Annotated in this window: 31 protein-coding genes; 8 read left to right on the top strand and 23 right to left on the bottom strand. The window is 40.5% G+C overall.

The annotated features are described in order from the left end of the window. Window positions 1-10: 10 nt before the first annotated feature. The 15 genes from ACFIKR_RS02730 to ACFIKR_RS02660 all read right to left on the bottom strand — a co-directional run bounded on the left by ACFIKR_RS02730 (window position 11) and on the right by ACFIKR_RS02660 (window position 16,315). On the bottom strand, window positions 11-259 hold the full coding sequence (locus tag ACFIKR_RS02730; protein ID WP_375658732.1) for a hypothetical protein: 249 nt from the start codon (window positions 257-259) through the stop codon (window positions 11-13). Window positions 260-268: 9 nt separating this feature from the next. After that, entirely contained in the window at window positions 269-1,249 is a 981-nt protein-coding gene (locus ACFIKR_RS02725) for a phage tail protein (RefSeq protein ID WP_375658731.1), read from the bottom strand. After that, window positions 1,242-2,234, bottom strand: coding sequence for a transglycosylase SLT domain-containing protein (locus ACFIKR_RS02720; protein WP_375658730.1), 993 nt, complete (start codon window positions 2,232-2,234; stop codon window positions 1,242-1,244). The genes ACFIKR_RS02725 and ACFIKR_RS02720 overlap by 8 nt, the downstream gene beginning before the upstream one ends. After that, on the bottom strand, window positions 2,234-4,465 hold the full coding sequence (locus ACFIKR_RS02715; protein ID WP_375658729.1) for a hypothetical protein: 2,232 nt from the start codon (window positions 4,463-4,465) through the stop codon (window positions 2,234-2,236). The genes ACFIKR_RS02720 and ACFIKR_RS02715 overlap by 1 nt, the downstream gene beginning before the upstream one ends. Beyond that, entirely contained in the window at window positions 4,458-6,317 is a 1,860-nt protein-coding gene (locus ACFIKR_RS02710) for a hypothetical protein (RefSeq protein WP_375658728.1), read from the bottom strand. Before ACFIKR_RS02710 ends, ACFIKR_RS02715 begins: the two co-directional genes overlap by 8 nt. Further along, the gene (locus tag ACFIKR_RS02705) at window positions 6,317-7,372 is read right to left on the bottom strand and encodes a tail fiber domain-containing protein (RefSeq protein ID WP_375658727.1); all 1,056 of its coding nucleotides are present in this window, start codon (window positions 7,370-7,372) and stop codon (window positions 6,317-6,319) included. The genes ACFIKR_RS02710 and ACFIKR_RS02705 overlap by 1 nt, the downstream gene beginning before the upstream one ends. 1 nt (window position 7,373) lies before the next feature. Then, window positions 7,374-7,757, bottom strand: a complete 384-nt coding sequence (locus ACFIKR_RS02700) for a hypothetical protein (RefSeq protein WP_041581411.1) — start codon at window positions 7,755-7,757, stop codon at window positions 7,374-7,376. A 41-nt stretch (window positions 7,758-7,798) separates the two neighbouring features. Beyond that, entirely contained in the window at window positions 7,799-9,256 is a 1,458-nt protein-coding gene (locus ACFIKR_RS02695) for a hypothetical protein (protein WP_375658726.1), read from the bottom strand. Next, window positions 9,256-9,951: a hypothetical protein gene (locus ACFIKR_RS02690; RefSeq protein WP_375658725.1), complete on the bottom strand. Its 696-nt coding sequence runs from the start codon at window positions 9,949-9,951 to the stop codon at window positions 9,256-9,258. Before ACFIKR_RS02690 ends, ACFIKR_RS02695 begins: the two co-directional genes overlap by 1 nt. 72 nt (window positions 9,952-10,023) lie before the next feature. Further along, entirely contained in the window at window positions 10,024-10,473 is a 450-nt protein-coding gene (locus ACFIKR_RS02685; RefSeq protein ID WP_375658724.1) for a hypothetical protein, read from the bottom strand. 19 nt (window positions 10,474-10,492) lie between these two features. Beyond that, window positions 10,493-11,635, bottom strand: a complete 1,143-nt coding sequence (locus ACFIKR_RS02680) for a N4-gp56 family major capsid protein (protein WP_375619310.1) — start codon at window positions 11,633-11,635, stop codon at window positions 10,493-10,495. Window positions 11,636-11,732: 97 nt separating this feature from the next. Further along, on the bottom strand, window positions 11,733-12,644 hold the full coding sequence (locus ACFIKR_RS02675; RefSeq protein ID WP_375658723.1) for a hypothetical protein: 912 nt from the start codon (window positions 12,642-12,644) through the stop codon (window positions 11,733-11,735). An 11-nt stretch (window positions 12,645-12,655) separates the two neighbouring features. After that, window positions 12,656-14,710, bottom strand: coding sequence for a portal protein (locus ACFIKR_RS02670; protein WP_375658722.1), 2,055 nt, complete (start codon window positions 14,708-14,710; stop codon window positions 12,656-12,658). Further along, window positions 14,695-16,020, bottom strand: coding sequence for a PBSX family phage terminase large subunit (locus ACFIKR_RS02665; RefSeq protein ID WP_375658721.1), 1,326 nt, complete (start codon window positions 16,018-16,020; stop codon window positions 14,695-14,697). Before ACFIKR_RS02665 ends, ACFIKR_RS02670 begins: the two co-directional genes overlap by 16 nt. Beyond that, the gene (locus ACFIKR_RS02660; protein WP_015856329.1) at window positions 16,001-16,315 is read right to left on the bottom strand and encodes a hypothetical protein; all 315 of its coding nucleotides are present in this window, start codon (window positions 16,313-16,315) and stop codon (window positions 16,001-16,003) included. Before ACFIKR_RS02660 ends, ACFIKR_RS02665 begins: the two co-directional genes overlap by 20 nt. Window positions 16,316-16,597: 282 nt before the next feature. On the opposite strand from ACFIKR_RS02660, the gene ACFIKR_RS02655 reads away from it, so the two are divergent. Together ACFIKR_RS02655 and ACFIKR_RS02650 are read left to right on the top strand one after the other, a co-directional pair. Beyond that, window positions 16,598-17,110, top strand: a complete 513-nt coding sequence (locus ACFIKR_RS02655; RefSeq protein WP_375658720.1) for a hypothetical protein — start codon at window positions 16,598-16,600, stop codon at window positions 17,108-17,110. A gap of 71 nt (window positions 17,111-17,181) precedes the next feature. Beyond that, window positions 17,182-17,640, top strand: a complete 459-nt coding sequence (locus tag ACFIKR_RS02650; protein ID WP_375658719.1) for a hypothetical protein — start codon at window positions 17,182-17,184, stop codon at window positions 17,638-17,640. A 78-nt stretch (window positions 17,641-17,718) separates the two neighbouring features. Here the strand turns inward: ACFIKR_RS02650 and ACFIKR_RS02645 are convergent, their stop codons facing one another. From ACFIKR_RS02645 to ssb, 3 genes are read right to left on the bottom strand one after another with little or no spacing between them, the layout of a single operon-like run. Further along, window positions 17,719-18,210 carry a hypothetical protein gene (locus ACFIKR_RS02645; protein WP_375658718.1) on the bottom strand — a complete coding sequence of 164 codons (492 nt, stop codon included), beginning with the start codon at window positions 18,208-18,210 and terminating at the stop codon, window positions 17,719-17,721. Continuing rightward, window positions 18,197-18,517 carry a hypothetical protein gene (locus ACFIKR_RS02640; protein WP_208437591.1) on the bottom strand — a complete coding sequence of 107 codons (321 nt, stop codon included), beginning with the start codon at window positions 18,515-18,517 and terminating at the stop codon, window positions 18,197-18,199. The genes ACFIKR_RS02645 and ACFIKR_RS02640 overlap by 14 nt, the downstream gene beginning before the upstream one ends. Then, window positions 18,517-18,957, bottom strand: coding sequence for a single-stranded DNA-binding protein (gene ssb, locus ACFIKR_RS02635; protein ID WP_375658717.1), 441 nt, complete (start codon window positions 18,955-18,957; stop codon window positions 18,517-18,519). Before ssb ends, ACFIKR_RS02640 begins: the two co-directional genes overlap by 1 nt. Window positions 18,958-19,150: 193 nt before the next feature. Between ssb and ACFIKR_RS02630 the strand changes: the two genes are divergently transcribed. Continuing rightward, entirely contained in the window at window positions 19,151-19,450 is a 300-nt protein-coding gene (locus ACFIKR_RS02630; RefSeq protein WP_004854240.1) for a BrnT family toxin, read from the top strand. Beyond that, window positions 19,428-19,733 carry a BrnA antitoxin family protein gene (locus tag ACFIKR_RS02625; protein WP_375658716.1) on the top strand — a complete coding sequence of 102 codons (306 nt, stop codon included), beginning with the start codon at window positions 19,428-19,430 and terminating at the stop codon, window positions 19,731-19,733. The genes ACFIKR_RS02630 and ACFIKR_RS02625 overlap by 23 nt, the downstream gene beginning before the upstream one ends. Window positions 19,734-19,863: 130 nt before the next feature. Here the strand turns inward: ACFIKR_RS02625 and ACFIKR_RS02620 are convergent, their stop codons facing one another. From ACFIKR_RS02620 to ACFIKR_RS02600, 5 genes are all read right to left on the bottom strand, one after another. Beyond that, a complete protein-coding gene (locus tag ACFIKR_RS02620; protein WP_375658715.1) occupies window positions 19,864-20,379 on the bottom strand; it encodes a hypothetical protein in 516 nt (171 codons plus the stop codon). Continuing rightward, complete coding sequence (locus ACFIKR_RS02615) at window positions 20,366-20,713, bottom strand: hypothetical protein (RefSeq protein ID WP_375658714.1); 348 nt, start codon at window positions 20,711-20,713, stop codon at window positions 20,366-20,368. The genes ACFIKR_RS02620 and ACFIKR_RS02615 overlap by 14 nt, the downstream gene beginning before the upstream one ends. A 156-nt stretch (window positions 20,714-20,869) precedes the next feature. Beyond that, window positions 20,870-21,388 carry a hypothetical protein gene (locus ACFIKR_RS02610; RefSeq protein WP_375656022.1) on the bottom strand — a complete coding sequence of 173 codons (519 nt, stop codon included), beginning with the start codon at window positions 21,386-21,388 and terminating at the stop codon, window positions 20,870-20,872. Then, a complete protein-coding gene (locus tag ACFIKR_RS02605) occupies window positions 21,375-22,412 on the bottom strand; it encodes a YdaU family protein (RefSeq protein WP_375658713.1) in 1,038 nt (345 codons plus the stop codon). The genes ACFIKR_RS02610 and ACFIKR_RS02605 overlap by 14 nt, the downstream gene beginning before the upstream one ends. Window positions 22,413-22,536: 124 nt before the next feature. Then, window positions 22,537-22,911: a hypothetical protein gene (locus ACFIKR_RS02600; RefSeq protein ID WP_375658712.1), complete on the bottom strand. Its 375-nt coding sequence runs from the start codon at window positions 22,909-22,911 to the stop codon at window positions 22,537-22,539. A gap of 83 nt (window positions 22,912-22,994) precedes the next feature. Here ACFIKR_RS02600 and ACFIKR_RS02595 point away from each other — a divergent pair, with 83 nt between their 5' ends. The 4 genes from ACFIKR_RS02595 to ACFIKR_RS02580 form a co-directional block, all read left to right on the top strand. Continuing rightward, entirely contained in the window at window positions 22,995-23,612 is a 618-nt protein-coding gene (locus tag ACFIKR_RS02595) for a S24 family peptidase (protein ID WP_375658711.1), read from the top strand. Window positions 23,613-23,858: 246 nt separating this feature from the next. Continuing rightward, entirely contained in the window at window positions 23,859-24,233 is a 375-nt protein-coding gene (locus tag ACFIKR_RS02590) for a hypothetical protein (protein ID WP_375658710.1), read from the top strand. Window positions 24,234-24,299: 66 nt separating this feature from the next. Then, window positions 24,300-24,662, top strand: coding sequence for an antA/AntB antirepressor family protein (locus ACFIKR_RS02585; protein WP_375658709.1), 363 nt, complete (start codon window positions 24,300-24,302; stop codon window positions 24,660-24,662). Between the two features lie 14 nt (window positions 24,663-24,676). Next, window positions 24,677-24,900 (top strand): Rha family transcriptional regulator (locus ACFIKR_RS02580; RefSeq protein WP_375658708.1); only part of this gene is annotated, 224 nt, incomplete at its 3' end.

Below are 24,900 nucleotides of genomic sequence, written 5' to 3'. Positions count from 1 at the left end.
CTTAGCAAGTCTATTTTTTGAGGTTGTGGGAGATGAGAGACTGTAATTCATCAACAAGTTTTTGCATGGTCTCTATGCGTTGATCTGTCGCTTCTTTATACTCTGCCAAAGCGCTTAAAAGATCATGCTGTATGTCGCTTTTGGCAAGATCAAGCACCTTATTCAATGGCGCATGAACCATTCTATTGCTTGCATAAAAAAGGACGCGGATTTGCTCCGCGTCCGCAATATCATCAATAGCAGACGGATTATTGATCATCTGAAAACCTTATGATTTTATGGCATAAACAACCGTAGCATTAACAGGGCGCGTTTCTGCCTCGCCCGTTGAAGAAAGTGTTATCTTGTGCGTGTGCATTCCAGAAGGTTCTGTTATCCCTGTAAGGGTTTGATAGTGATAATTGGGGTTCCTTCTGCCAATATCATTGGCGCTCCATCCAACTCCAGCATACTGAAAATTGTGTGCGTGCTGCCCCGCCGATTCAACACTACAAGCATGTGTGTGCGATTTAAGGCAATCTTGCTGTATATCAGCAAATTTTCTACTTCTGTCTAAACCGCGACCATTGTCAAAGCCGCGCAAAAACATTCCTCTAAAGTCTGGAACTTTAAAGGTTGTATCGCTGTTTTTTCCCCATTTATCCCCTATCGCCTTGAATAATTGCGGATAATCCTTGCGTTCATAAGTAGCGCCATCACATAAAAGCCAGCGGTTTGGGACTTCTTGCATAGCAAAGGTCGCAATAAACCCTGAAGGAAAGGTTTCGACCTTCGGTGGTGGAATGGGGGTAGGGTTTAAAAGATACCAGCCATCAAGACCTTTTGTTGATATGCCATCATTATAGACTATTTCATAAATACCACCCATTTGTAACTCACCACCTGTCAATGGTACTATCCCCGTGCTGGTGGCTTTATAGAGTGGCTTTGCTCCTATATTATTCATGTTTATTGTTGTCGTACCAATATTTATACCACGCGCCTTAAAGCGGATAATGATATCGTTTTTATATTTCGCTATTGGCGACACCGTCGTCAACGTAATTGATGTTGTTTGTTCCTTTCCATTCACAATAAACTTTGAGTCAAGAGAACCACCATTATCGGCAAGATATTCACGTATACGCTGCATCATAACCCGCGCACTATCATTGACAGAACTAGGCGGCTGCCCTTCTGCCCAATTAATGATACTATCGGAATTGGCATTTTGATCAGCTGTGAGTGACCAGTCATAAATATCAGACATGATAAGCCCCCGTTCTTCTTAATAGCTCTTCGCGCAATTGCTCTTCTTTTTGCCGCCCATAGGAACCAACAGATTGCCGCCTAGAGGGATCAATGAGAGCTGTTAAATCTGTCGGGCGCCCAGTCGATTGTGAGAAACCCGCCATGACTGGTTGCTGCAACATTTGTTGTTGTACCATCTGTGCCTGCTGTTTTTGTCTTTCTCCATTCTCTCTCATTAAATGAAGCAAGCCGGAAAAGCCCTTTTTAAGAGCACCTGCATCAATACCTTGTGCTTGCAATGGTGTGTTTTCCATAACCCGTCCTGTTAAATTGTCTCTGCTTTCAGGTGCCATCATTCTGTTTGGGAATGGCGTGTCATATGCCATCAATTGGTTGCCCCCTTGATCACCTTGACCCACTTGATTACCTTGAAGTGTCTTTTGAAGCCTCTCAACCCCACGCAAAGGACCCACCTCGTTTGGTGCTGCTTGTCCATTGCTTTGGTTTTGCTGTATCGTTCTCTTCAAAGCATCTCCCGTTTTATTGTAAAGCCCATAAATATGATTCATAAAATCCCCTGCTGTAGCTTCCATGTTGCCACCGTTGAGTGTGACTGCCTGTCGACCTAAAAGCTGACTTGCTGGAATATGTGGATTTTTGATAAGCTTTACTGCCCCTGCTGGTCCTTGTTGGTGTGCGAGGTAAAGCTCTGCCTCTGATGGTTCTCTGCCTAATGCTGTAGCTAAATAACGCGTATTATCCTTCGTTAACCGTGCCATAGCATCGGTTGCTTGAAAGGGATCAAACTTGTCATTCAGTTGATAGTGTTTTGCTGTTGAATCTAAAAATTGATACAGCCCCCCTGCACTGCTGTTCTTATTTCTTGCATTTGGATTACCGTTACTTTCTATCATAGCAACACGTTCAAGAAAGCTTTCTGGCAAACCATATTTTTGTGCTGCCTGTGAGATAGCACGCTTCACATTAGGATGAAAATTGATCATTAGTTTATAACCGTTCTATCAACGCTGCTATTCAAAATAATGCCAACAAAATTAATGAATTTCGTATAATTTTCTCGTGTTATTAAGCGTTTCTTTTCTGCTTCATGAAACTTCTTAATTAATTCAACGGCTTTTTCTCTTGCTAATCCAAAATCTCCTTTTTCCCGCGCTGTTATAAGCGCTGCAATATCTCTCTCAGTATCTTTATGGACGCTTGAGAATTTGCGTCCCCATTTCCCTAAGAAATTTTTTACAACTGCCTTGATGAAAGCAATCTTTCCTATACCCATAGTCTGTTGTGCCCCCCTCTCTTCCACTTCACCCATATGGTTTGGCAAGCGTGCAAAAAGCTTTGTTCTTTCCACTTCTGGTCGCAACATTTTCATAAGCTGTTTTGCTTTATCCTCACCAAAAATACGCTGCAATTTTTCTTGACCATTCTGCGTGTCAAACAAACTCAAAAGATTGTGTTGAAAATCTCTTGCATTGCCTGCGGCATCCTCTACTTGCGACCGTATACCTTTTTGAAACGCCTCTTTTTCCATTAACCCCAAATCTGAAAGTTGACTGTTGATTGTATCGAGATTAACGCTCTTCTTCAGTGCTTGTTTTCCCTGCTCTAAAGCATCACCGATAGTACGCTCGTCATAATAAATTTTCCGTGCTTTAGCATAATCTGGAGAGGACGTATCCAAAACGTCCAGAATGCGTTGTTTGAACAGAGTCAAATCTCGCGCATATCCTTGTTTTCCTTTGATGCGCGCAGAATTAATTTGATCATCCAAAACCTCTTTCATCTTATGTAAAATTCGCATATTCAGCTTTGGATATCCATTGCTCCCTATAACTGTTGCATCCGCTTCATTTGGCATTCGCGCAATTGCTTTTTTATAGGCTTTTTGGAAGGCAGGAGTTTCTTGCAACCGCGATAAATCTTTACTGACAGCATTAGAAATGGGAGCAGCTTTCGCCCTCTCATAAAATGGTTCAGCTTTTTTCTGTGCTTGTTTGATAATCTCTTGCTTTAAATTAAGCGTATCTACTTTTGGACCCATCACATCTGTCAACGCATCCTTTACCCGCAATGCACTCGCATCTTGTCTAGCTCCCAAACGATTATTTATGAGCGAATATGTATCATGGTCTTTTTTTGCTGCCTTAAAAGCTCTTTTAGCAAGCTCATCGTGAAGATCAATAATCATTGAATCAGGACCACGCTGTTTTAATGCCCTTTCAAGCTTATCAACACCTTCATCCCCTAAAGTTTGGCTTACATCCCTAAGCGCTCTATCGCTTATCTGAAATGCCTCTTTTTCTACACCTTGTGTTATTGGTTCAGTTTTACCAAACAATTTTCCAACTGTTTTTTTGACAACAGCAGGTGTGTTCTTAACACCAGAAGCCGCTACTTTGAATGGTTTTGTAACAAAAGGTGTAACCTTTAAAGCAGAATGTGCCACAAATGGTGTTGCAACGCCTAACCCTGCACCAAACCCAGCAGACACTAGAGTATCTGCAAGCCCTTCCCCCTCACCACTGCCTGCTATTCCACCATAAATGGCTCCAGCTTTTGCTGCACGCCCCAAGCTAAATTTTGCCGCCTCTTTACTTGCTACTGCTTTCATTGCTGCTTCACCTGCAGCTTTTGCCGCTGCCCGTTCCGCACCCTCTGCTAAAGCAGATTGCACCGCCCTTTCTCCTGCTGCTAAAGCTTTACTGGTTATTTGTGCTCCTGCAACACCAGCTCTACCTCCCAGCACAACATCAGCCCCAATTGCCGCACGAGCAGCCGCAGGAGCGCCAAGACCTGGTATTAGAAAAGGAATTGCAGCACCCGCTAAATTCCCCGCAATAGATGCATAAAACTGATCTCGGTTCGCCGCTCTTTGATAGTCACGCCATCGCTTTGTCACTTCATTATATTTTTTAACTGCTTCTTCATCTCCCATCCAATAATTAATAGGTCCCAGAGGTCCCGAAGCGAATACTCCAGCTATTTCATCATCATACCCCATGGTTAACCCATGAAGAGCACCCCATCCAAAAGCACCCGCTGCACTTGGATGTGGACCATCTTCCTCTGTTGCACCATTATTTCCTGTAACAGAACCACTTAGCCTTTCCTTATTCTTCGCGAAAAGCTCTTGAAGCTGTTCTGGTGTATAGTCACTTATATGCCCAATGACTCTTGTGTTTTTACGATTAATAAGAGGGGGGATTACTTCAGCCATTGGTTTGTTTCTCCTTAATGCGTCCATCTCTATCAACGAACAACATGCCTTCCGGCAATGCTTCTATCTGTTTTTCTAGTGGATCATTTGACTGTGCATGATTTCCCTTATAAGCATCTTGCCCATAGGCGGCTCGAACGAGCTCGTTTGTTGCTTCTGCACCACCAAAAAGAATTGCGCGCGTTGCTGCATTGGATTTATTGAAAGTGTCAATAACTGTTTTTAAAGATTTCTTCATTTGCTCTGCAGAAAGATCTTGATACAACGCCGCTACAGAGTTTTGCAATGCTTGCAATTCCATATTAGACAAATTCCCAAAGCCAGATGCGCCATTTGGTGAAAATGCTTTTGCTTTTCTCAAGGCATCAAGCCCGATACTTGCCTTCAATGAATCGAGCATATGCCCAAAATCTTTTGCCTTAGAATTAGGAAGGAACGACATTATAGGACCAGTGAAACCAACAACATGCGGGTGTTCCTCAATAGTTTTTAGCAATTCTTTAGATGCTGAGAGTATACGATTTGACCTGTCTGCTGTTTCCAGAATTCGCATTTGCATTTGTTGGTTTTTACGCTCCTCCTCCTTCTGTTCTTGAATTAATTTATGTTCTGAACCACTGCCTGCAATTGGCACCGCACGTATGCCACCAAGTGCATTTTCATCCTTAACATACATATAACCTGATTCAGGCTTTGACAGCATGCCATCGGTATTCCCCCCTAATCCAGAAGTAGTGGAACGCTGTCCTCCTTGGACAGGTATAATTTTCCCTGTGCTTGTTGAGACTTGGAAAGTCATATCCTCAGGCAATCCCTGCTCTGCCTTTTCTTCTGATGTCAATGTTCTATAGCCTTCTTGAGGGCTTAACGTGTTGCCTATGATTTTCATGGCAAGATCTGGATATTGCGTGAGTGCTTGCGCATCTTCATCGCTATACCCTTTAGAGCGTAAAAATTGCAAAGTTTGTTTATGTTGTGCGCGTTCCTTGTTGCCCTGCCGCATAAGGATAGATGCATTTGAAAAACTTTCTTGTGGTGTCTTTCCTAACGCAAGCCCTGCAAAAAAATCCATTAAATGCTCGGAAAATTCTGATTTTCTAAAACGCTCCCATAAGCTACTTGGATTTGCTCCTGTCTGAACAAAGTTATCAAGTGACTTGATATAATCTGTTTTTTGTTCAAGATCACCACTTGCTTTTAAATACTCCTCTTCTGGTACGTGTGCATTCAAATGTTTTTCTTCTCCTATGGGTGCATCAAAAAGCTTTTCCTCATCATTTCCAGAATCGTTTTTCAAAGAGTTTTCCGCTATAGATTTCTCATTAAGTTGAGCAATATAATCCATCACATTTTTCTGCTGTCGCCCAGCTTCATCCCCACTAGACTGATCAATGTTCGCAACAAGTGGAGATTGAGGAATCATTGATGCAACACCTCCCTGCTCTGAGAAGTCATGCTTTTGTTGCTCTGGCGCCTCTTGTATCTTAACAGTATCCTTTGAAACATCCGGCAATGGGGGCATTTGGCCCTTTAAATCATCCGTAGACATAATCAATTCTGCTGGCGTTTTTTTCCCAACTTCTCCTCCTCCTGTTTGAGCACCGCGAATAAGCTCTGTAGGACTCAATTTTTGTGGAGTATTATCCCCATTGCTCGCATCAAAAGGGTTTGTGCTAAAAGCAGCACGTTCTAAAAAACTTGGCTTGTATCGCCCTTCCAACGGCGTGCTTGGAGGCGTAGAAAGCTGTTCGAACAAATGCTTTGGCAATTGAGGCATGACCTGATACATCAAGGGACGCAAAAATTTTGGATCAAACAACTTTAAAAGAGAATTTGTGTTTTCTTGTTCCATCACTGCACCCTTTCCATCTCAAAGCCAAGCTTGCCATAATCCACATGCAAAAAGCCTGTCGCCTTATGCAAGAAAACAGCTTCAGGTTTTGACTTCAAAACATCTTGCGCCATTACACCGCGATAGCGCTCTGGATAGCCCTTGTAATTATACTCATAGAGTTTGTGTCCATCTCGCTGCCCAACTTGCACGATATTTTCTTTCGCTCTGATGTCGCTAAGCCCAGCAAAAGTACCAAGGATAGTTCCAACATTTCCAACAATCTCCCACGGATTAGGTTTTGGCTGTGGAGTCAATGTCGTCCTTTGTCCTGTTTGCGTTCCATAATTTCCAGCAACAGCCCCACCAGCTGCAAGCAACTTACTTAACTGGTCCCAATCAAGATTGTTCTGCTGCTCCCATTTTTGCCGCTCTTCATCTAATTGCCGTTGATGATTGGCATCAAGCACACTTCCTCCCGTCAACGCATTAAGATTTGCCTGACCTTGACCTTGAAAGAAGTTATTGGCGCCCGCCAACTGATTTTGGTTTGCTTGGTCAATGAGACCATTGGCATTCATCATATTGTTGACATCTTGGTTATATTGCTGTGATAGAGCTTGTGTTGCTATGCCCCCTAATTCATCAGCCAAAACCCCAGTATGCGCCCCAGAACCATAACGCCCAGCACCTGCCAATGAACTATTAATAGAGCTTGTTGCCTTATTTAATGTGTTTTGAAGCGCTTCATCAAAGTAAGGGTTATTGCCTATTTGTTGCCCTGAAGCCATGTTCTTTAAGTTTTGGCTTGTTGAATTTTGCCCTGTGGCTAATCCATTTAAATAATTGTTATCATAGTTATGCGTATTATTGCTAAGCCCATTAATCGCATTCTTTGTTTGATCACTTAACCCCGCAACACGCTGCCCGTCATAAACGGCTTTTCCGCTGCCTTGGTTATAAAAAGTCATGGCATCCTTAGCGGCGTGTTCAAAAATACCTTTTGCCCATGCAGGGGGTTCATTTGTTTGCGTCGTGTTTTGGGTATTCTGGATTGGTTTAGAACTTTTTCCCATATTAAAGCTGCTTTCTATATTCTAAAAGATTAACGAAATATCCATGCGATTTAAGAGATTTTTCCCACCCTCGCCTGCCTATGATGACAAGCTCTTTTGCCCCTTTTTTCTTGTAATAGGCTTCAATCTGAGTGATAAGCTTTGTTAAGGGCGCTCCTCCCTTTCCACCAAGCGTGACAATAACCGCCCTTAATGCTCCAGTGACGAGTTCCTGTAACTGTGTTGTGACATGCGCCATAAAGTTTTCATGCGCATCAACGATAATCCAAAGAACTTTTTCTCCCTTCAAAATATCGTTTAAAATGGTCTCTGTATTATAATCATCAGGGAATTTTTGATTAAAGTAAGCTATCGATTTTATGACATTCTCAAAATAGGGCGCCATTTGTTCAGCGCTCCATTTTTCTGTATTATAGATCTTAAAACTCATCTTATGCCCGCGGGTTTGAGCGTTACATCAAAGCCTGTTATATGTGTCCATGGGGTGCCTTCTGGTATTCTCAGACGCAAGGCGTGATAACGCGCCCGTGAGCGGATATTATACATCCCAATATTATAGCCGGCATAACGCTCTTTAGCCCAATTTAATTGGTTCTTGTTATCAATGATAAATGCCGCCCCAACACTTAAAAAACCTTTTGTTGTATCCGCTTGAACAAAAGCCTCACTCATCAGGTTGATTTGCCTGCCCGTATCCCCCACAATTTGTGAAGCAATAACTGCTTCCATCGGAGGACCTGCAAAAAAACCAAATGTGTTGTCTGGCGTAAAGGCTCCTAAAACAGGCGCACCATTTTGCCACATTTTACTATCAAGAGAAGCTGGTAAATCTTTCAAGCTCTCTTGTACTTCGTCTAAGCCTTCTAATGTATAACCGGCTGCAAAAAGGGGAAATAAGAAAAGGTTTTGCCCCTTAATGACACTCCATATTTGTAAGAGCCAATCATAAACATAAATATGCATCCCTTCAGTGTTATCATTGATAGAAAAATAAACACGAGAATAGACCGGATCAATACATGCCCTCATCTCATCAATGGCAAAGTTATTGTAAAGTGTGAAGATAGTTTTATCGACTTTTCCAAAGCCAATAGGAAGCATTTCACCAGCACTGTTGATTTGATAAAAACCATCATCAGATGCAAAGAAAGTACAGTCTCCACGGCTTGCAATTGCTGTGCTGCTTTTCGCCCCTATTTTGTCTTTTATTTTTGCAAAACTGAAGATAATTTTAGAGCCTGGTACAAAGGTTGCGTGATAAATGGCGGAGCGCATGAAAATAAGTGGATTTGTTGATTCCGTAGATCCTTGAACATATTCTCCATCGGGAAAATCTTGATAATCGCAACTTTTCTCCCCAACCGTCCAATGTGTTGCATCATTGAGACCTGACCACTGAACACGGTTTGGCTTATCTGTTAGTTGCATCAAGCAAACAAAATCACCCCACACACGCACAAGTCCAGCACGCGGGGGATTACCGCTCAAATCACAAAACCTTTCATCCGTTTTTAACGAAAGCATTTGTGGTGGGTCATTGTTATTAACAGCAATGATATGATCACCAAAAGAGGCAAAAGACCAAAGTGCAGTCTCATTGGCGTGATATTGTGTGTGAGGTTTGCTAATGTCTTTCCAGCCGCGCGTGCTGTTGTCATATTCATAAAGCTTTGTTGGGGCACCCACAATGATGCGCACACCACCCAATGAGCGCACCGCATAGACCCCCAAAATCACATCCGGAAAAGGATCTGAGACCGGCGCCACAATGGGAAACGGAATATACGAATTTGGTGCAGGTAAAACGTTCACGATTTCACTGGAATAACCACTATTAATAAATGCAACATCTGGTCTATACTCAGCAATAGGAATAAAGGTCATCAGAAATCCGTGTGTTGAATTTTTAACAAATTCTTGCGCCGTGATGTTTCAATTTGAAGCGCATCGAGTTGCTCTTGGAACATGGCAAAAGCTGCCGCTGCCATCTGTGGTTCTTTAATAATATTGGTATAAATTTCATATTTTGCGCGGGTTTTTATCAATTCATAGGCTTCACAAAACCATATGGACGCTTCTTGTGCGCTCTCAATGTCTTTTATTCTCACAGGATCAAGAATAAGCCTTATGGAATAAACTCGGTCTGGTGTTGGATACAAGACAAACTTTTGTTCAAAATAGGCATAGCGTGTAGGCATGCCATGGCTACAATCATCCTCAAGATTCTCAATAACAAGCGGATCTACCTGCAAAAGCTTTGCTTTGCTGTGATTTTCATAAACGTAAGCATCAACAATGCGAACAGCAGCCGGAATAACTGGATTTTTCTCTGCGCCATAACGGCTTTTGCCCTTTAGAGTGGTAAAAACAACTTCGCGGCTTTCATTGAAATAAAAAGGCAATCGTTCACAAAAGCGAATAGCCGAAAATATCGCCCTTTGCACTTGATCAACATACTCATCTGTTTGATCATCTATTTCATCCTGAATATCGTTTAACATCTGGATAAAATTTTTATCCCAAGGAGCAATGGTCTGTTTGTCTCCAATCGGACCACCTGTCTGTACTATTATTGTCATATCACCCTCTTCCAAATGTCTTGGGGCATCTTGTATGGGAGGGGGACGCAAACAATAAACGCCCCCTTAGCTTTAACGATTGGTGTAAAACTCAACAATCACCTCAGCATCACCTTTGGTGCTTTGCTTGTCTCGTATCATGTAAATCGTATTTTCAGCCTCTAATGGAACATCTCGTTCCTCCATGGGTATGTACAGACTGCCATCGGTAGATTGCCGAAGCCATACACCTCCATAATCATTACCATGAGGCTCTTTTCCAAATGTAGCTTTTACATCTTCAAAATCCTCCATGGGATAAACTGTAATGCTTTTGATAAAAGCCCCTCGGGGTAGAACGCCAATTTTCGTTATCAACCCTTGGTCTGTACATTTAATACGCGCCCGTAAATAACTAACCTGCTGCGTAGAGTTGTTGCGTCCTTGCAAAACAGGTGGCAATCCCTCATCTATCATGCCAACGGTTTCAACAGTCTCAACGGTTTCAACAGGTTCCTGTGTAATTAGCGATTTTTCTGCCATAATTGTCATCCTTTAATAATTAGCTTGCTTCAGCAAAAGAAGGGATGACAATGGTACCAAAATCCTGTCCCCCTTGATCAGAATGAGGCAAGGTGTAGCGTGATTTTTTCATGCCGATAATGGTTTTAGCTGCAACCCCAAATTCACGTTGATAATCAAACAGTTCTTCAACAAGTTTATAGCGTGTTCCCCCTTTCCCATCGCCTCCTGTTGCTCCATTGCCAACGCGCCCATAAGCCATGATAACACTTTGCGCACCAAGCAACACAGCACGACGAACAGATGTTACAGGCTCTTGTGTCTTTGAATTGATACCATTGGGGACATGTTCAGCTTCACGTAAGATAACTCCATTATACATCCCCAGAGAGCCCTCAAAAATTGGGTTCTTAGCTCCAGAGCCATCATAAGCTGCCTTGGTAATGTCTAACCATTGCCCGCTCTTTGTATTGGTACGCAATTGGGTCACCTGTGTTGGGTGGAGATACATCACATATGCCGATTTTCCATCAACACGAACAGGGCGCAAACGTGGATTAGCAAGTTTAGCGCGTTCAACAGCCCGATCTATAAGATCTAATGTAAAAACATCGTCTTTTGTAAGTTCTTCATCAGTCTTTTTCTTATTGGCACGAATAATACGCAGTTTGCTTGGTTCTAATGGAGCATTAAAACCATAATGTACGGGTTTAAGGGTTATGGTGCGTCCTTCGAAGTGAATCCATGGTGCTGTATAACCTGCTGCCTGAATGAAGAACATCAAACTTAAGCGATCTGCATACCAATCAACAAGCCCATCCTTTGCTTCTGTTCGTAAATTAAATAAAACACGTTGTTGATCAATGGTGCCTTCATATTTTACGCGTACAGCATGAGAAAGCTCGTTAATACGCACCGTTTCATTCATAAATTGGAGTGCTTCTTCATTGCCTTCCAGCGTTTGTCCCTCGCTAACGCCATCCCCCATAAGTTGGACTCTTAATCCGCTCGTCACAGAGTCACCAGCGGATTTTCCTAGCATATCCAATACTTGAATAATGCTGTTTTTGCCTTTTCCCATCAGCGGTGCAATGGGCAACGCTTTTGAAGTTTCTGTGTTTAGCATCTTAGCCCAAACGCCAACGGCTAATGGGTCATTAAGATTTACCTGTGTTACTGCCATTTCAATCAATGCCTTTCTTGGTTTTTAAAACTCGCCTTGCGGCTCCCCCAAACGATAACAATCACTTGGTTCTCTCTGTCGCGTCACCACGCACATCTCACGCTCTGCTCATAATTTGTTCAAATTTTTCGGGATTTTTCTCAACCCATACAGCAAATTCGGCTTCTGGCATGGAAAAGAGCGTTCTCACATCCATACCGCCGGTTGGAACTTGTCCGCCGCGCGCTGTAAGCGTCCGCGCTGCTTGAGAGCGCTCTTGAAGGGCTCCCACTTCGTCCTTAACTGGCGCTCCACTATAGCCAAAAGCTTTTGCTTTTTGCACCAGCACCTCAATTGGATTTATACCGGCTTTCTGACACTGCTGGCATATTTGGCGCAATTCAGCACCAATTTGCTGTTGCCGTGCCTCTGGGTCTTTCCATTGCGGATAAAGGCTTGCTTGCGCTTGTAAGACACTGTCTGCTCTTTCATAGAGATAGTCCGTGATACTGTCTAAATCTGGATATTTATCTTGTACTTGCGCTTTGGCTTCCTCGAAATAATCCCCCAACTTTTGGCGTTCATATTCCTCTTGACTCATGCGCTCTTGGCTCTCTCTCATATGAGAAAACTCATCAAGCAATTTCTGTTGTTCTTGTACCTTATGACTAAGCCATGCAAAATGTGCTTTTGGATCATCTTCTAGGGAGGGAATATTTTCCTCACGGCGGCGCGCGATTTCTTCCTGCATTGCGGCATATTTTTGCGCAAGTTCAATAGCCAATTCACGCGCTTCAATGGCGCTTTGTTCTGCCTTTTGGCGTGCTTGCCGCTCCTGCTCTAGTTTATCAGATTCTATTACATCAGAATTTGGCTGCTCTTGAAGTGGTTCTACAGCTGGCTGTTCAGAACTTTCCTCTGCATCCAAAACTTCTTCAACTTGTTCAGGCTCGACCAACTCAACGGCATTATCACTGGCAAAATGTTCATCATAGATTGCTTGTTCTTCAGGCGTAAACTCTTCTTCCATATTCTGTCCCTTCAATGTGCTATTATATTTTTTGTTAAAACTCGATAGTGTTCCAACTGTGCCTGTAAAGCTTTGCGTTCTAAATCACGCTGCGCTATCTCATTTTTTGCCTGTTGAAGTTCAAGCTGCATGCGTGCTTGTTCTTGTTTCAAGAAAAGTTCGATATTTTTCTGCTGCAATGCTGCTTGTTTCTGTTGTGCATCAAGTTGATAGAGTGTATTCTTTGCTTGTGCTTCCTGCTGTAAAACAGTAATCTTTGCTTGTTGCTCTGGAGTTAATTGCGCCCCTTGGCTTTGTTGCATCATTTGCTGTTGCTGTTGTTCTTGTTGTGCCTGCTGTGCTTTTGCCGTTAAATTTGCTACCAATGTTGCCGGTAGTGGGGAAAGCTTTAAAAGATCCGGAATCATCTCCGGTGTTAAGAAACCACCAAGCAACGGCAACATCTGCGTAATTGCCGCAAAAGTTTTCTCTTTTTCATTGGGGCTTGTCGGTGAATCATCAACAATAATGTCATACTCAAGCGTCGTAACAGCTTCACGCGTCAACGGCACATATTGGGCATTCTCTTGTCCAGAAATACGTACCAGACGCCCATCAGAGAGATAATTCTGAATGAGATAAAGGATAATCTTTCCCTGCCTACACCGATAAAGCTTGAGATTATCAAACAGCCCCGCAAGCAAATTAAGCGTTGATTGCCGACGTGTATTTTCCAGCACATTGGCTTGGTTGACCTCCCGTGTTCCGATAAACTCAGCCGATAACCCTGTTACATGTGTTATCGCTTCACGCGATTCATTAAACAGCTGGAAAAATCCATTGGGAAATTGTGCACTTGGCTTTGGTTGAATTTTCCCTCCTGTAAGCGCGCCATTTTTAACCCAAGTAATCGTATCCGTTCGCGCCCAGCTTTCTAACGCTTGGCGATCATCATCGAAAGCGCCTCGTTCTGCCATCAAGCCGCCCTTAGACTGGCTATTAAGGATATACATCACTTGGCTAAAATATTTATTCGACCATTTTTGTGGGTCTTTTGCGGGGCGAACAATCCCGTAAAACTGGTTTTTAAGCTTATCCAGCGTGCCCGTGATACATTCCCAACCTAGCTGCTCATCAGGTGCTAATGGCTTATCGGGCTGGCTTAAAAGGCGTCGTCCCAGAAAAGCGCGTCTCACCACTTTTTTATTAAAACACACCCCTTGTAGTTGTGGCATTACCCTTTGAAGCTGTTCAAACTCCTGTTTGCTATAGTTGCGCATCTGACCGGTTTGAATATCGGGCGCCTTGTAAGTGGTCTCATATTCAAACCAACGGCATTCAACCAGCGTAACATAGCGTTTCCCAGAACACGGCTCTGAGAGAGAAGACACTTTGGAGTCATCATGATACGCATCAAGCGACACATGAGAATCCTCAGAAGCGGTTGTACTATCGATAGCCCAATCGGCGTTAAGATCTTCAACAGCAACATCAGGAAAAAGACTTTTCGCATCCTCAACGGATTTGCGATCAACATACCACATACGCTGTGCGTCAATGAGATTTGGTCTTACAGCATTGGCATCCCAAACCATTTTTAAGGGATCTAAACGTTGAACAGCGGGTATCCCTTCGGGATCTGTATCATAATCAAGCCGCGTATCTGTCCAGCCCATACCGCAAATAACCATATCCTGAAAAGCATCGGAATCGGCATATTCCGCCTCTGCCTCATCACGAAACCATTCTGCTGCTCCAGTAAGCAATTCATTGGGTATTGCTGCTCCCATTTGCCGTGGTTGAAACTGTACTTCGCGCTTATTATTACGCTCCGCCCCAACAATAGCATTCACAAGGGGTGCAATGCGGTTAAAAGTCATGACAGGACGGCGTTGCTCTTTTAAAACCGCAAGATCTTCCTCTGCCCATTGACGACCATTATAAAAATCAAAATCTTCACGCGCCTGTTCACGCCATTCATTAACATGTTCAATATCTTCTGCGTACCAAGACTTTAAACGCTTATAGATTTCATATTCATCGAGGATTGTCGTTTTTTGAAAGTCTTGATCTAGAATGCCATCCATGATGCCGCTTCTCTTTCCATAGTGCGATAACGCTCTTGCTTGGGTTTGACACTGGGTGCTTCATAGACAATGCACATTAAACCAAAGGCATCCGCCCCATGGCTCGACCAATCATGCTCTGCACCCAAACCAATGCCGCGCTTCTCATCCCATTTCTCGTGATACCAATTCAGTGCTTTGCGCCCTGCTACCGTCATCTCTTCATTGAACCAAACAGAAGGCAAAATACGCCGCACCGCCTCTATACGCATCTTAACCGCCCCTGCCCCTTGATTAGGGATCACTTGCGTTTCAAAGCCCGCATCATTTAAAGCACTCTCAAAACTCACATTGTGCACACGGTCTCTGGTCGCACCATCATGGGGCAAAACCATCAATGCTTTCTCATAGCCATTTTGACGCAACCAGCCTATATGCTCTGATAACGGCTGTCCCTGTGCTTCATAATAATTAAGCACTCTGATCTCTCTACCAACAAATTGCGCTATCCATATCGCTGTGGCATCTGCCTTAGCACCCGTGCCCCCAATATCCCAAAAGGCGCGTACCTGCATCAAGGGGTCACGAGCAACACGCCCTATTCGCCCCTCTTGCTCGGCTGCCAACATTTCCTTTTGATAATAAGCGCCTTGAACCGCTTTCAGATAATCCCCTTCCCAGATATGCTTATAGGTCTCTGGACGGTTTCTCAGATCATCAAGTCGTGCTTCATTCAAGATCTTGGGAAACTTCGGATTGTCTGACCAATTGATCTCCACACGCTTGATTGCCTCATTGTCTGAAAAGCGAAACCGCTTCTCAACGGGGGCATTCTCTCGCAATGGGTTCCATGTCACCCATAACTCTGCTCTCCACCCCTCTCCCTCTTCTCGCAAAGTCGGTATAAGCGTTTGCCAAGCCGTCTCTGTAACAGGCTCTGCTTCATCAACCCAACAAAGCAAAATTCGCCCCATAGATTTGATACTTGCAATATTGCGGTCAAGACCAGAAAACTGAAAGGCTATACGACCATCTATCGACTTAATCGAAGACTCCCCAACCTTGTAATAGTCCTTTAAAAAGTCATGCGCTTCAATGGCGCGTTTAATCTCCTCCAATGAACTTTCTGCCAAAGAATTCTGAAACTGACGTGCACAAAGTATAGTGCCTGATATTCCTTCCCTACCAAATTGATAGCCTTTTAAAGCAGCCATCAAGGCAAATGATCTTGTTTTCCCAGACCCTCTTCCTCCCCAAGCCGCTCGCACCAAAGCCTTACCTGTAAAAATCGGTATAAGCTTTGGAACAATATTAATCTGTCGTGTTGTCATTGACCAAAGGCGCGATTTCTACACGCGTTATCATCTTAATGGCTCCCCCATCTTCCCCTGTCACTTGAAGAGGCAAAATCTTCCCCAACAATGCCAAATAAGCAGCGGGGCATTTGATTGCCTGTTTTTCGAGATAAGAGATCAAACCATCATCACCATATTTCTTACCAGCGCGCTCTGCTGCCTTAAGCACTGCTTCTTTCAAAATACGTGTCGTTTTATTTGGCACGCCTTTTACCCGCCCTTGACCTGCCTTTGGGGGCGTTCTTTTTGCAAGTTTTTCAGTGGTTTTCATGTGTGTTTCTTTTTGTAAACAAGACAATAAAAAAACCCCGCAAAAGCAGGGCTCTGAACAATCATATAAACTTATAAGAAAGGTTATACCTTTACCGTAATTCTAGACGCAATTCGACTAGTACAGCAACGCCATAAAACACTATTTTTCATATCCTGTCAACAAAAAAATCACTATATTGTATATTTTTTATTTTTTTTCACCTAAATCTAGTGTCTTTAACAACCAACCACTCAAATTTGTATCTTCTAAACGAATCAATTATATGGAAGCACAAAGTTATTGATTAGCAAAAAGCGGGGGGCATTAATGTTATTTCTCAAAAAAGCAGATTTATGCAGAATTAAAAAGACATTTACACTAATTTTGTTTTTACCGTTCTTTACTATAATTAGTCTTATGATACTTGCTTTTAATCCCTTCGGATTAGACAACCAACAACAAGATAAATTAATTGTACCAATATTTGTAGCATTTGTATCGTATTTTTTGATACTAAGTGCATGTGCAAGAGAAGAAAAGCTAAGTTTAAAAGATGAAAATATTGACAGCACATTTTATGAGCTCTTGTCCCTCCAATTCCAAACAGGATGCTATACAGCTATGGCAGCAGCTTTTGTATTTTATCCTGTAATAGGAATAGCATTTTTAGGAGTGTTAATTTTTATTGGTATTTTTATTACTATAATAGAAAATTTAGATGAAATTGTAGGAATCGTAGCGATTATAGCATTGATATTAATTTGTCTTATAGCGCTGGTAGCGTTGATCAAATTTATTTGGAAAATTGTCTAACGATCAAAATATTTATTAAGCGTTTTCCCTAATCTTTAATATATACTTAAACTCCAACCATAAAAGAAATAATGAATTATTTATCAGCAAAAAAAATAAGTTACTTATTAATCGTAATGATCAGTGTGCTTTTTCTTTCTAATTATGCCAAAAGTGAACAGATTTCTACTCATTATCAGTCTTCTAATACTGATGAAAATTTAGATGAAAAAATTAAAGTTGTGCAAAAGGAATACGTAGTAGCACAGCACCCAAAAAAGATTTTATCAGATAGTGGAATTAACCAATATAACATTTCGTTTTCCACTGTTTCTGATTATGAAAAACCTCAGAGGCGCATAATATTTGATGATTTCATCATTATATTCATCATTATAACAGGAATATTCATATTTATTAGTATAATGTCCATCATCATTAACTTACTTTGGCGCTTTAAATTGAAAATTCCTGCTTATTTCTTTTTATTAACAACTGTTCTAATTAGTTGCGCGGTATTACTCCTTTTAATCCTTGATTGGGCGTATTAAATTGAAAATTCCTGCTTATTTCTTTTTATTAACAACCGCCGCAGTTAGTTGTATGATATTATTCCTTTTAATCTTTGATTAAAGATCAAAATATTTATGAAGCGCGTTAAGAGCGACCCGCAATGAATTCACAAGATGTGGTAATGTTTGGTCTTCTACAACAAGATATTGCATTGCTGCATAAAGATTATACTGTCTATAGAGATGTTGTGTTTCTTTTATCGCCTCTTGCATATTAGAAAACTGTCCTGTTGCAAATTCAACCCATTTTTCTCTTGCTTTGTCATCAGAAGATGATGGTATTTCATCATAAACAGCGCTTGGTAAACCTTTTGCACACAAATAGTCATTTTTCACTTCAAGATATTTTTGCGCAGCATCATACTGGTCTTGAGTAAGCACACCTTGCAAACAAAGCCGCCCAACATAAGTACCAGCAAGCGGATTTTTAGCCTCTTCAATAGTCAAACCAAAGCGTTTAGCACGCATTTCAATTGCCAATTGATTAACAGGATCTTGACGTACTTTCACTTGTGAAATGTAAGCATCTTTCTTTTTATTTTTTTTCACTTATACCCCCAAATGTCTGTCTAATATCTTGCCCAATTTTATCTGATGCTAAACATGTTTCTTTATCCAAAATAAATAACCACGTGGATAAAGAGAGACCTATAATTATAGTTAGTACACTTATCTTTATTTTATCATTAGCCAGCCCCCAAACGAATACAACCAATGTCAACATAAATACAATGATTATTGCTATTTCAAAACCAGTAGCAGGTACATCATTACCTTTATTCTCTAACAACGCTTGTTGCATAAGCATATTATTCTGTATAATTATTTGCAAAGAATTGGATTGACTCATTAACATCAAAAAGGAACCTCATCATTTATAACAGTATGAGGCGTATCAAGAGGTTGCTGGAAACTTCTGTCATAAGAAGATAATGGCTCTTGATTATCATTATTTTTTCCGTCTAAGAGCTTTAACTCGCCTTTGAATTGCGGTAAAATAATCTCTGTTGTGTAGCGGTCATGCCCATTTTTATCTTGCCATTTGCGTGTTTGTAATTTGCCTTCTACGTAAACTTTTGAACCTTTGTTTAGATACTGAAGTGCAATTTTTGCTAAATGTGGATTAAAAATCACAACGGAGTGCCATTCTGTTTTCTCTACTTTTTGATGAGTATTTTTATCCGTATAGCTTTCAGAAGTTGCTATACTAAAATTGACTACCTCAGCTCCAGAATTCATTGTTTTGCTTTCGGGATCAGCACCTAAACGCCCGATTAACATCACTTTATTTAGCATGTTTTTTCTTACCTTAAATTTGTATTTTAATACATACAAAATCCTATCATGATTTGCATATTTTTTCAATTATTTCAAAAGGATATTATTGTTTTTTAACATATAAAATTATATTTAATATGCAAAAAACATAAATAGTTCAGTGTTCATTTAAAACTCTTGAAATACATACATAAATGTATTAACATAAGACATGAAAATAAGATTTGAATGGGATGAAACTAAAGCAAGAAGTAATCTTAGAAAGCACCGTGTCAGTTTTGAAATTGCTGCTCGTGTTTTTGCAGATCCGTTCGCCATGGTTAAACAAGACCGTATTGAAAACGGAGAATATCGTTGGCAAACTTTGGGTCTTGTGGATGGTTTTTTACTGCTGCTCGTAGCGCATACTGTCCATGATGATAAAGATGGTATAGAAGTAATCCGTATTATTTCAGCGCGGCGAGCCAACTCGAAAGAAAGGAAACGTTATGAAGAAGAAAGTTCTTTATGAAATTGATGTAGGTAACTTATCACCTTTGACAGATAAACAGAGAGTTGAAGTTGATAACCTAGCTGCAATGCCGGACAGTGCAATTGATCATAGTGATATTCCGTCACTCAATGATGCATTCTGGAAAAACGCCGTTCGCAACCCATTCTATAAACCAACCAAAACTGTCACAACAGTACGTGTGGATTCAGACGTTCTAGCGTGGCTTAAAAGTCAAGGGAAAGGATATCAAACACGAATTAACGCAATTTTACGTGATGCCATGCTTCGTTCAATGCGTTGACCTCTTTCCTGCTACAAAGAGTATTAAACTGCTTTCGATAGTTTTTTATCTCCTTGTTGATTTCATCTATGAACGTTGAGAAGAGACAACGCCGTTTAATCTGAACAGTTTTATAAAATCGGAAATTTTACTATGGCTTTTTAACTGAGCACTGTAGTGTGTAAATAGATATATTTATTAAACTGCGTGTATGTAACATAAGAAACAATACACAAACTAAAAAGGAATACCAAAGAGCAATATCTGAGTACCAAAGTATAGTATCCAATGAAAAAGAAAGCTTGTACTCCACGTACTTAGAAATAATAGGTAAAGAGACCGTTTCTTTATAACTACTTGGGAAAATTAAAACGACAAGCGCTACACTTATTAGCTTTAAAAGTCGGTGCATATATTGTTGTAAATCACGTGTTAATGTCTTCCAACCTGTTGTATTTCCGCATTTATATTTTGGATTGTTCTGCAATTCAGAAGGAATATGAGAATTGCATAAAAGTACAAAAATATTTGTTATTATTATCAAACCAAAAGATGCAAATATCAAAATACTTTGAATAAAGTAGGGATTTTTTTTAATTCCTAAAAAACATAAAAATATAAAAGTTATAATGCCAAACAAGGCTCTTAGCTGCTTATCTGTAAACATATTTATTTCCTGCGGTTTTCGATAATTTTTTGATCTCTTTATTGATCTCGTCTATAAGAGGTTCGTAATTGAGAACGCTTTTCGGAATACCACCCCCATAAACCCAAGCTTTCACTTGCGCTTTGGTACTAAAATCTGCATTTTCTGGTGTGGTATAATACTGTCCGCCATCAAACTTTTCACACTCTCTTGTGCCATCTTCATATTCGTAGAGGTTGTAAAAATACTCCTCTGCTCCGTCTCCCCAAGGAACATAACCAACAGCTGTCGCAACAAACTCTTTTTGCATGGGTTGTTTACGTTTTTTTAAGAACAGGTCTTTTAATATTCTCATGTTTTTAGTCCATAATTTTACCAATTGGTCTATTTACCTAAAATTTGACCGTACAGAGCGTTTTATATTATAGACATGGTTTTCATCGTAAAATCTTTAAATCGCTTTGTATGGTACCTTTTTGTCGATTTAAACACATGCCTAATCGTAAAATGATCAGCACTTTTCACTACTTTGCTGTGGACCAAAGCGTTTCATTATCCCACCAATGCCATTTAAAGTCTCTTCAAGCTCTTGCTTGTGAACAAGCGTTATAGGCGTTGAATACTCTTTCGCTGCTTGTTCTTTCAACTCCTTTTCACGGAATCTCAAAACAGCATTGCGTACAAAATTGGCTTTTCTCAAAAGATCGTTTTCCAAATCACGACACAACCTGACAAGTTCACGCGTGCTCGGAAAAAACGTATCGGATAAACAATTTATTTCATCACATAAAATCCGTTTGACCACTGTCATCAGTGACCATGCAGAGACATTTTCCAAAACCATTCCATAGGTCAACGCCATTCCCTCATGGTCTGATTGTTGTGCTATTTTCAAACCACACGACAGCATGCGAATAGCTTTTGCTATATCCTCTTTACCTGCTTTCACTGCGAAGAGCTCTTGCAATTGATCACCAGCCTCTAAAGCAATCGATTCCTGCTGTTTCGTTAATTGGCTACCTTCCTTCAAAATAAATGGACCTCTCAGGGGTATCATCGCATGAATGTGCTTCAAAGTACCCTCGATTTCCGATATCAAGGAGACTGTCTGCGATACGTTCCCCAATGCTTTTTTGCTTTTGAGTGTAATTTCCATTGTTTCCACCATTGTTGTTCGTGTTTTTTGTTTTTTCTAAACCTTCGATAGCCTTTCGCACCCAGTTTCTCCATGCTGCTTGCCAATCACGTTTGATAGCATTCTTTCCTGCACAGGCTTTCCAAAAATCTCGAAACTTTGCAATTTCGACTTTCACGCGCTCTAGAGGCAAGCCTTCTGCAATGGCAAAATCGTAATCGGGTTCAAAATCATCTGGCAATCGACAACCGCGATTAGCTTGCGCTCGTTTTGCTTTTTGGGAAACGTTCTCTTGCTCGTGAATGGGAGGTTGGTTGTCTGATGAGGTTTCGATTTGCTCTGATGTGGTCTCAACAGCAGCAACCTCTGTTGGCTCGTCAACCAAATCGATTGTTTCTAAATCTTCAAATTCAGTTTCTTTTTTTAATAAAACGTTAGTTTTATTTTTTTTATATATATTCTTATTCTGGTTCTTTATAGCTTGATTTTGCTTAGCGTTTGCTTCAGCAAAAAAAACGTTTTGCTTATCATTTGCTTCAGCAAAATTATTAATATGTTGTTTTATATTGTTTTTTGCTTGTGCACCTTTTTTACCAGCCTCACTACGAACTTGCGATATGTGCTCTTTTTTATCAGCAAAATCGTTTAGCTCTTCTTCAACGCGCGTATTCCACAATCCATTATCTGTCTCAACAAGTTTATCATTCCTAATTAAGTATTTGACAAGAGTTGCAAATTTTTTCTGTGAACAATTGCAAGCACGTGCAAGCGTTTCAAAATCTTCTTTAATTGGTGCTTTTTTATCGTACATGCGAACGAGAAGCGTCATATAAGCGCCCCTTTGCTCTAACGTCATTCCATCTGTACCACTTATCCAGTCATACAAATGGAATCTTATCCATGGCATACCATTAGACATGCGCATCCCCTTCTTTCATTAAATATAAATTAGTGATCATAATCCCCCCTTAAGGCTGTTGCGTATTTATGCGTGCGCATGGTGACGCGTAATCTATTAATTTGATCTCTTTATTTTTGCCTGTTTAAGAATGTGAATGGTGCTGTTGATGTTCATCATTATCTGTAGGAGCAGCAATATGAGCAGATATTACTGTTTGTGATGCATTTGCTGTACTAATTTTCTCCACCAGATGAAGCGTATCTTTTCTTCGTTTTGTCATTGGACGAACAACTCTATGGGATTTACTCCCATAATTATGTAGGAACCAATCTAGTGTAACCCAAGATAGACCCTTGGCTTTAGACAACTGAATAATTATATTCCAGTATTTTGGAGAAATACTATTGCGATCACGCATTTTACGCGCAGCCTCATAGCTACAACCAATTTCTTTTGCAAATTGGCGTATAGATCCCCAAGATTCAATCAAACTTTTGACATAAAAATCATTAACCATGACACAAATAGTACATTACGTACAATTTTAAATCAAGATAAAATTGTACACAATGAATTAAAAAAATAGTGGATAATGTACAAATGACTTATTTGCCTAAAGACAGACTTAAAATAGCGCGTAAGAATGCTGGATATGGAACACCAAGCGAAGCTGCGCGCGCTATACCAGCACTTAATCAAAATACCCTAATTAGTCACGAAAATGGAAATCGTGGTATTTCGCGCCAAATAGCCGAGCTCTATGGACAAGTATTTAATGTAGATCCGGGGTGGATTTTGTATGGCGAGTCTCCTCAAGAAAATCCTAACCTCAATATAAGTATCCCTCTCGTTTCATGGATTAGCGCTGGAGAACTAAGCGAGCAAGATGGAATAATGGATTTTTCAGATTATCCTATGACAGAGGCTGTTAATCTTCCTGCCGGTGAATGGATTGCTTTACGTGTAGATGGCGCATCTATGAATAAAATTAGTCCTCCAGATTCTATAATATTTGTAAATATGCGAGACAAAAAACTTGTGCCTAATGCCTGCTATGTAATTGCAGATGAATCTGGACAAGCGACATATAAACGATACAGACCTAATGATGATCCTCCTTTTCAGCCCGCTTCATACGACAAAACAATAAAGGCTCCAAAACTTGAAGGCGTTATCTCTATAATAGGTCGTGTACGGCGCACTATTCTTGATATGTAAACACAATACGATTCTCTGTTCACGTTATCGATTAGATTGCCATCAACAGATTGAAGCAAGTTTGCTTGATTTTTATCAGTAAACAGCAAAATTTTGATTCTCTAAATTATGCCATGATTCGTCATTTTTTTATTTTTTAAAAAAAATAGTACATTATGTACTTGACTATCTTTGGTGCATAATGTACTAATTTATTCCATAAACCACGCACAAACAATCGCCAAGAGGCGTTAGGGAGGAAAAATTATGGAAAATCCAATTCTTATAAATTCTGATGAAATTTTATTAGTTGTCTATGATGATGATCAAAACATTGCAGAGTCTGGACCACTTGATGCAAGCCAAATTCTAAAAATTATTGATGAGGCAGATGATGCAATCCAAATCTTTCGCATCAATCCTTCTGAGAATAATTGTGAAGACATTTCTGAAGAGATCGCAGAAGCATATGTAAAAGAAAATATCGAACATCTCCATGAGGATAGTGAGGTTCATGACTTTGTACGCGAAAGTGATGTTTACAATAGACTTTTAGACGAAATCGCAGACGAAAAATATAATGATGAGATTTACGGTACTTACGAACAACAACACCGTTTGCGTCCTTGTGATGTGCTTTAAAAATTCTAAAGGGCGCTTTTAAAAGCGCCTCCCCTTTTCCCATCAATAATTGATTAGAGTAAACTTATGACCACACATGATACTCATATTCATAGTGAAGGATATCTCATACCTGAAAACGAGGTAGACAACAAAATCGGTTACGTCCAAATGGTCAATGCCCATGTAATGCATAGGTACTTACATTTGAAACAAGATTTTTCCACTTGGTTTAATGATTGTGTTGAAAAGCTTGATCTAAAAGAAGGCGTGGATTTTGTTTTTACAAAACAAGAATGGAACAGACAGAAGATTTGTCCAAAATCTGAAATAGAGACAGATAAAACCAATAATCATCACTTCAAAATTCACGCAGCAAGGAAAATCGCTAAAGCAGAGCGCCGTAGAAACTATGGCAGAATATTATACCAAAACTTATGTTTTTCTTAATTAAGGGGGTGAGGATGCGAAACTTTATTACAATACCTGAAAACAATTTTCAAAACACAACTGTTCCAACCATGTCTAGTCGTGAAATTGCAGAATTGTGTAGTAAAAGACATGACCATGTTATGCGTGATATCAAGAAAATGCTTGAAGAACTTAACGCCCCCAAATTTGGGGTGGTTGATTTTAGTGGTTATTATCTTGATAGCAAAGGGGAAAGCCGCCCTTGTTATAACCTCCC

Source organism: Bartonella sp. MR30HLJHH, from assembly GCF_042194195.1.
Taxonomy (GTDB): domain Bacteria; phylum Pseudomonadota; class Alphaproteobacteria; order Rhizobiales; family Rhizobiaceae; genus Bartonella; species Bartonella grahamii.
Note: the sequence above shows the minus strand (reverse complement) of the source record. Positions and strands in the feature narration are given on the sequence as shown.

What these genes read in the sequence shown, in the direction of transcription:
- ACFIKR_RS02615 (WP_375658714.1), bottom strand. Translation starts at nt 20,713, where the DNA reads ATGAGAATATTAAAAGACCTGTTCTTAAAAAAACGTAAACAACCCATG.
- ACFIKR_RS02650 (WP_375658719.1), top strand. Translation starts at nt 17,182, where the DNA reads ATGAATTATTTATCAGCAAAAAAAATAAGTTACTTATTAATCGTAATG.
- ACFIKR_RS02630 (WP_004854240.1), top strand. Translation starts at nt 19,151, where the DNA reads ATGAAAATAAGATTTGAATGGGATGAAACTAAAGCAAGAAGTAATCTT.
- ACFIKR_RS02660 (WP_015856329.1), bottom strand. Translation starts at nt 16,315, where the DNA reads ATGAAAACCACTGAAAAACTTGCAAAAAGAACGCCCCCAAAGGCAGGT.
- ACFIKR_RS02695 (WP_375658726.1), bottom strand. Translation starts at nt 9,256, where the DNA reads ATGACCTTTATTCCTATTGCTGAGTATAGACCAGATGTTGCATTTATT.
- ACFIKR_RS02725 (WP_375658731.1), bottom strand. Translation starts at nt 1,249, where the DNA reads ATGTCTGATATTTATGACTGGTCACTCACAGCTGATCAAAATGCCAAT.
- ACFIKR_RS02700 (WP_041581411.1), bottom strand. Translation starts at nt 7,757, where the DNA reads ATGGCGCCCTATTTTGAGAATGTCATAAAATCGATAGCTTACTTTAAT.
- ACFIKR_RS02670 (WP_375658722.1), bottom strand. Translation starts at nt 14,710, where the DNA reads ATGGATGGCATTCTAGATCAAGACTTTCAAAAAACGACAATCCTCGAT.
- ACFIKR_RS02590 (WP_375658710.1), top strand. Translation starts at nt 23,859, where the DNA reads ATGGAAAATCCAATTCTTATAAATTCTGATGAAATTTTATTAGTTGTC.
- ACFIKR_RS02620 (WP_375658715.1), bottom strand. Translation starts at nt 20,379, where the DNA reads ATGTTTACAGATAAGCAGCTAAGAGCCTTGTTTGGCATTATAACTTTT.
- ACFIKR_RS02585 (WP_375658709.1), top strand. Translation starts at nt 24,300, where the DNA reads ATGACCACACATGATACTCATATTCATAGTGAAGGATATCTCATACCT.
- ACFIKR_RS02625 (WP_375658716.1), top strand. Translation starts at nt 19,428, where the DNA reads ATGAAGAAGAAAGTTCTTTATGAAATTGATGTAGGTAACTTATCACCT.
- ACFIKR_RS02690 (WP_375658725.1), bottom strand. Translation starts at nt 9,951, where the DNA reads ATGACAATAATAGTACAGACAGGTGGTCCGATTGGAGACAAACAGACC.
- ACFIKR_RS02665 (WP_375658721.1), bottom strand. Translation starts at nt 16,020, where the DNA reads ATGACAACACGACAGATTAATATTGTTCCAAAGCTTATACCGATTTTT.
- ssb (WP_375658717.1), bottom strand. Translation starts at nt 18,957, where the DNA reads ATGCTAAATAAAGTGATGTTAATCGGGCGTTTAGGTGCTGATCCCGAA.
- ACFIKR_RS02730 (WP_375658732.1), bottom strand. Translation starts at nt 259, where the DNA reads ATGATCAATAATCCGTCTGCTATTGATGATATTGCGGACGCGGAGCAA.
- ACFIKR_RS02710 (WP_375658728.1), bottom strand. Translation starts at nt 6,317, where the DNA reads ATGGAACAAGAAAACACAAATTCTCTTTTAAAGTTGTTTGATCCAAAA.
- ACFIKR_RS02680 (WP_375619310.1), bottom strand. Translation starts at nt 11,635, where the DNA reads ATGGCAGTAACACAGGTAAATCTTAATGACCCATTAGCCGTTGGCGTT.
- ACFIKR_RS02605 (WP_375658713.1), bottom strand. Translation starts at nt 22,412, where the DNA reads ATGTCTAATGGTATGCCATGGATAAGATTCCATTTGTATGACTGGATA.
- ACFIKR_RS02640 (WP_208437591.1), bottom strand. Translation starts at nt 18,517, where the DNA reads ATGTTAATGAGTCAATCCAATTCTTTGCAAATAATTATACAGAATAAT.
- ACFIKR_RS02675 (WP_375658723.1), bottom strand. Translation starts at nt 12,644, where the DNA reads ATGGAAGAAGAGTTTACGCCTGAAGAACAAGCAATCTATGATGAACAT.
- ACFIKR_RS02600 (WP_375658712.1), bottom strand. Translation starts at nt 22,911, where the DNA reads ATGGTTAATGATTTTTATGTCAAAAGTTTGATTGAATCTTGGGGATCT.
- ACFIKR_RS02715 (WP_375658729.1), bottom strand. Translation starts at nt 4,465, where the DNA reads ATGGCTGAAGTAATCCCCCCTCTTATTAATCGTAAAAACACAAGAGTC.
- ACFIKR_RS02685 (WP_375658724.1), bottom strand. Translation starts at nt 10,473, where the DNA reads ATGGCAGAAAAATCGCTAATTACACAGGAACCTGTTGAAACCGTTGAG.
- ACFIKR_RS02595 (WP_375658711.1), top strand. Translation starts at nt 22,995, where the DNA reads ATGACTTATTTGCCTAAAGACAGACTTAAAATAGCGCGTAAGAATGCT.
- ACFIKR_RS02705 (WP_375658727.1), bottom strand. Translation starts at nt 7,372, where the DNA reads ATGGGAAAAAGTTCTAAACCAATCCAGAATACCCAAAACACGACGCAA.
- ACFIKR_RS02720 (WP_375658730.1), bottom strand. Translation starts at nt 2,234, where the DNA reads ATGATCAATTTTCATCCTAATGTGAAGCGTGCTATCTCACAGGCAGCA.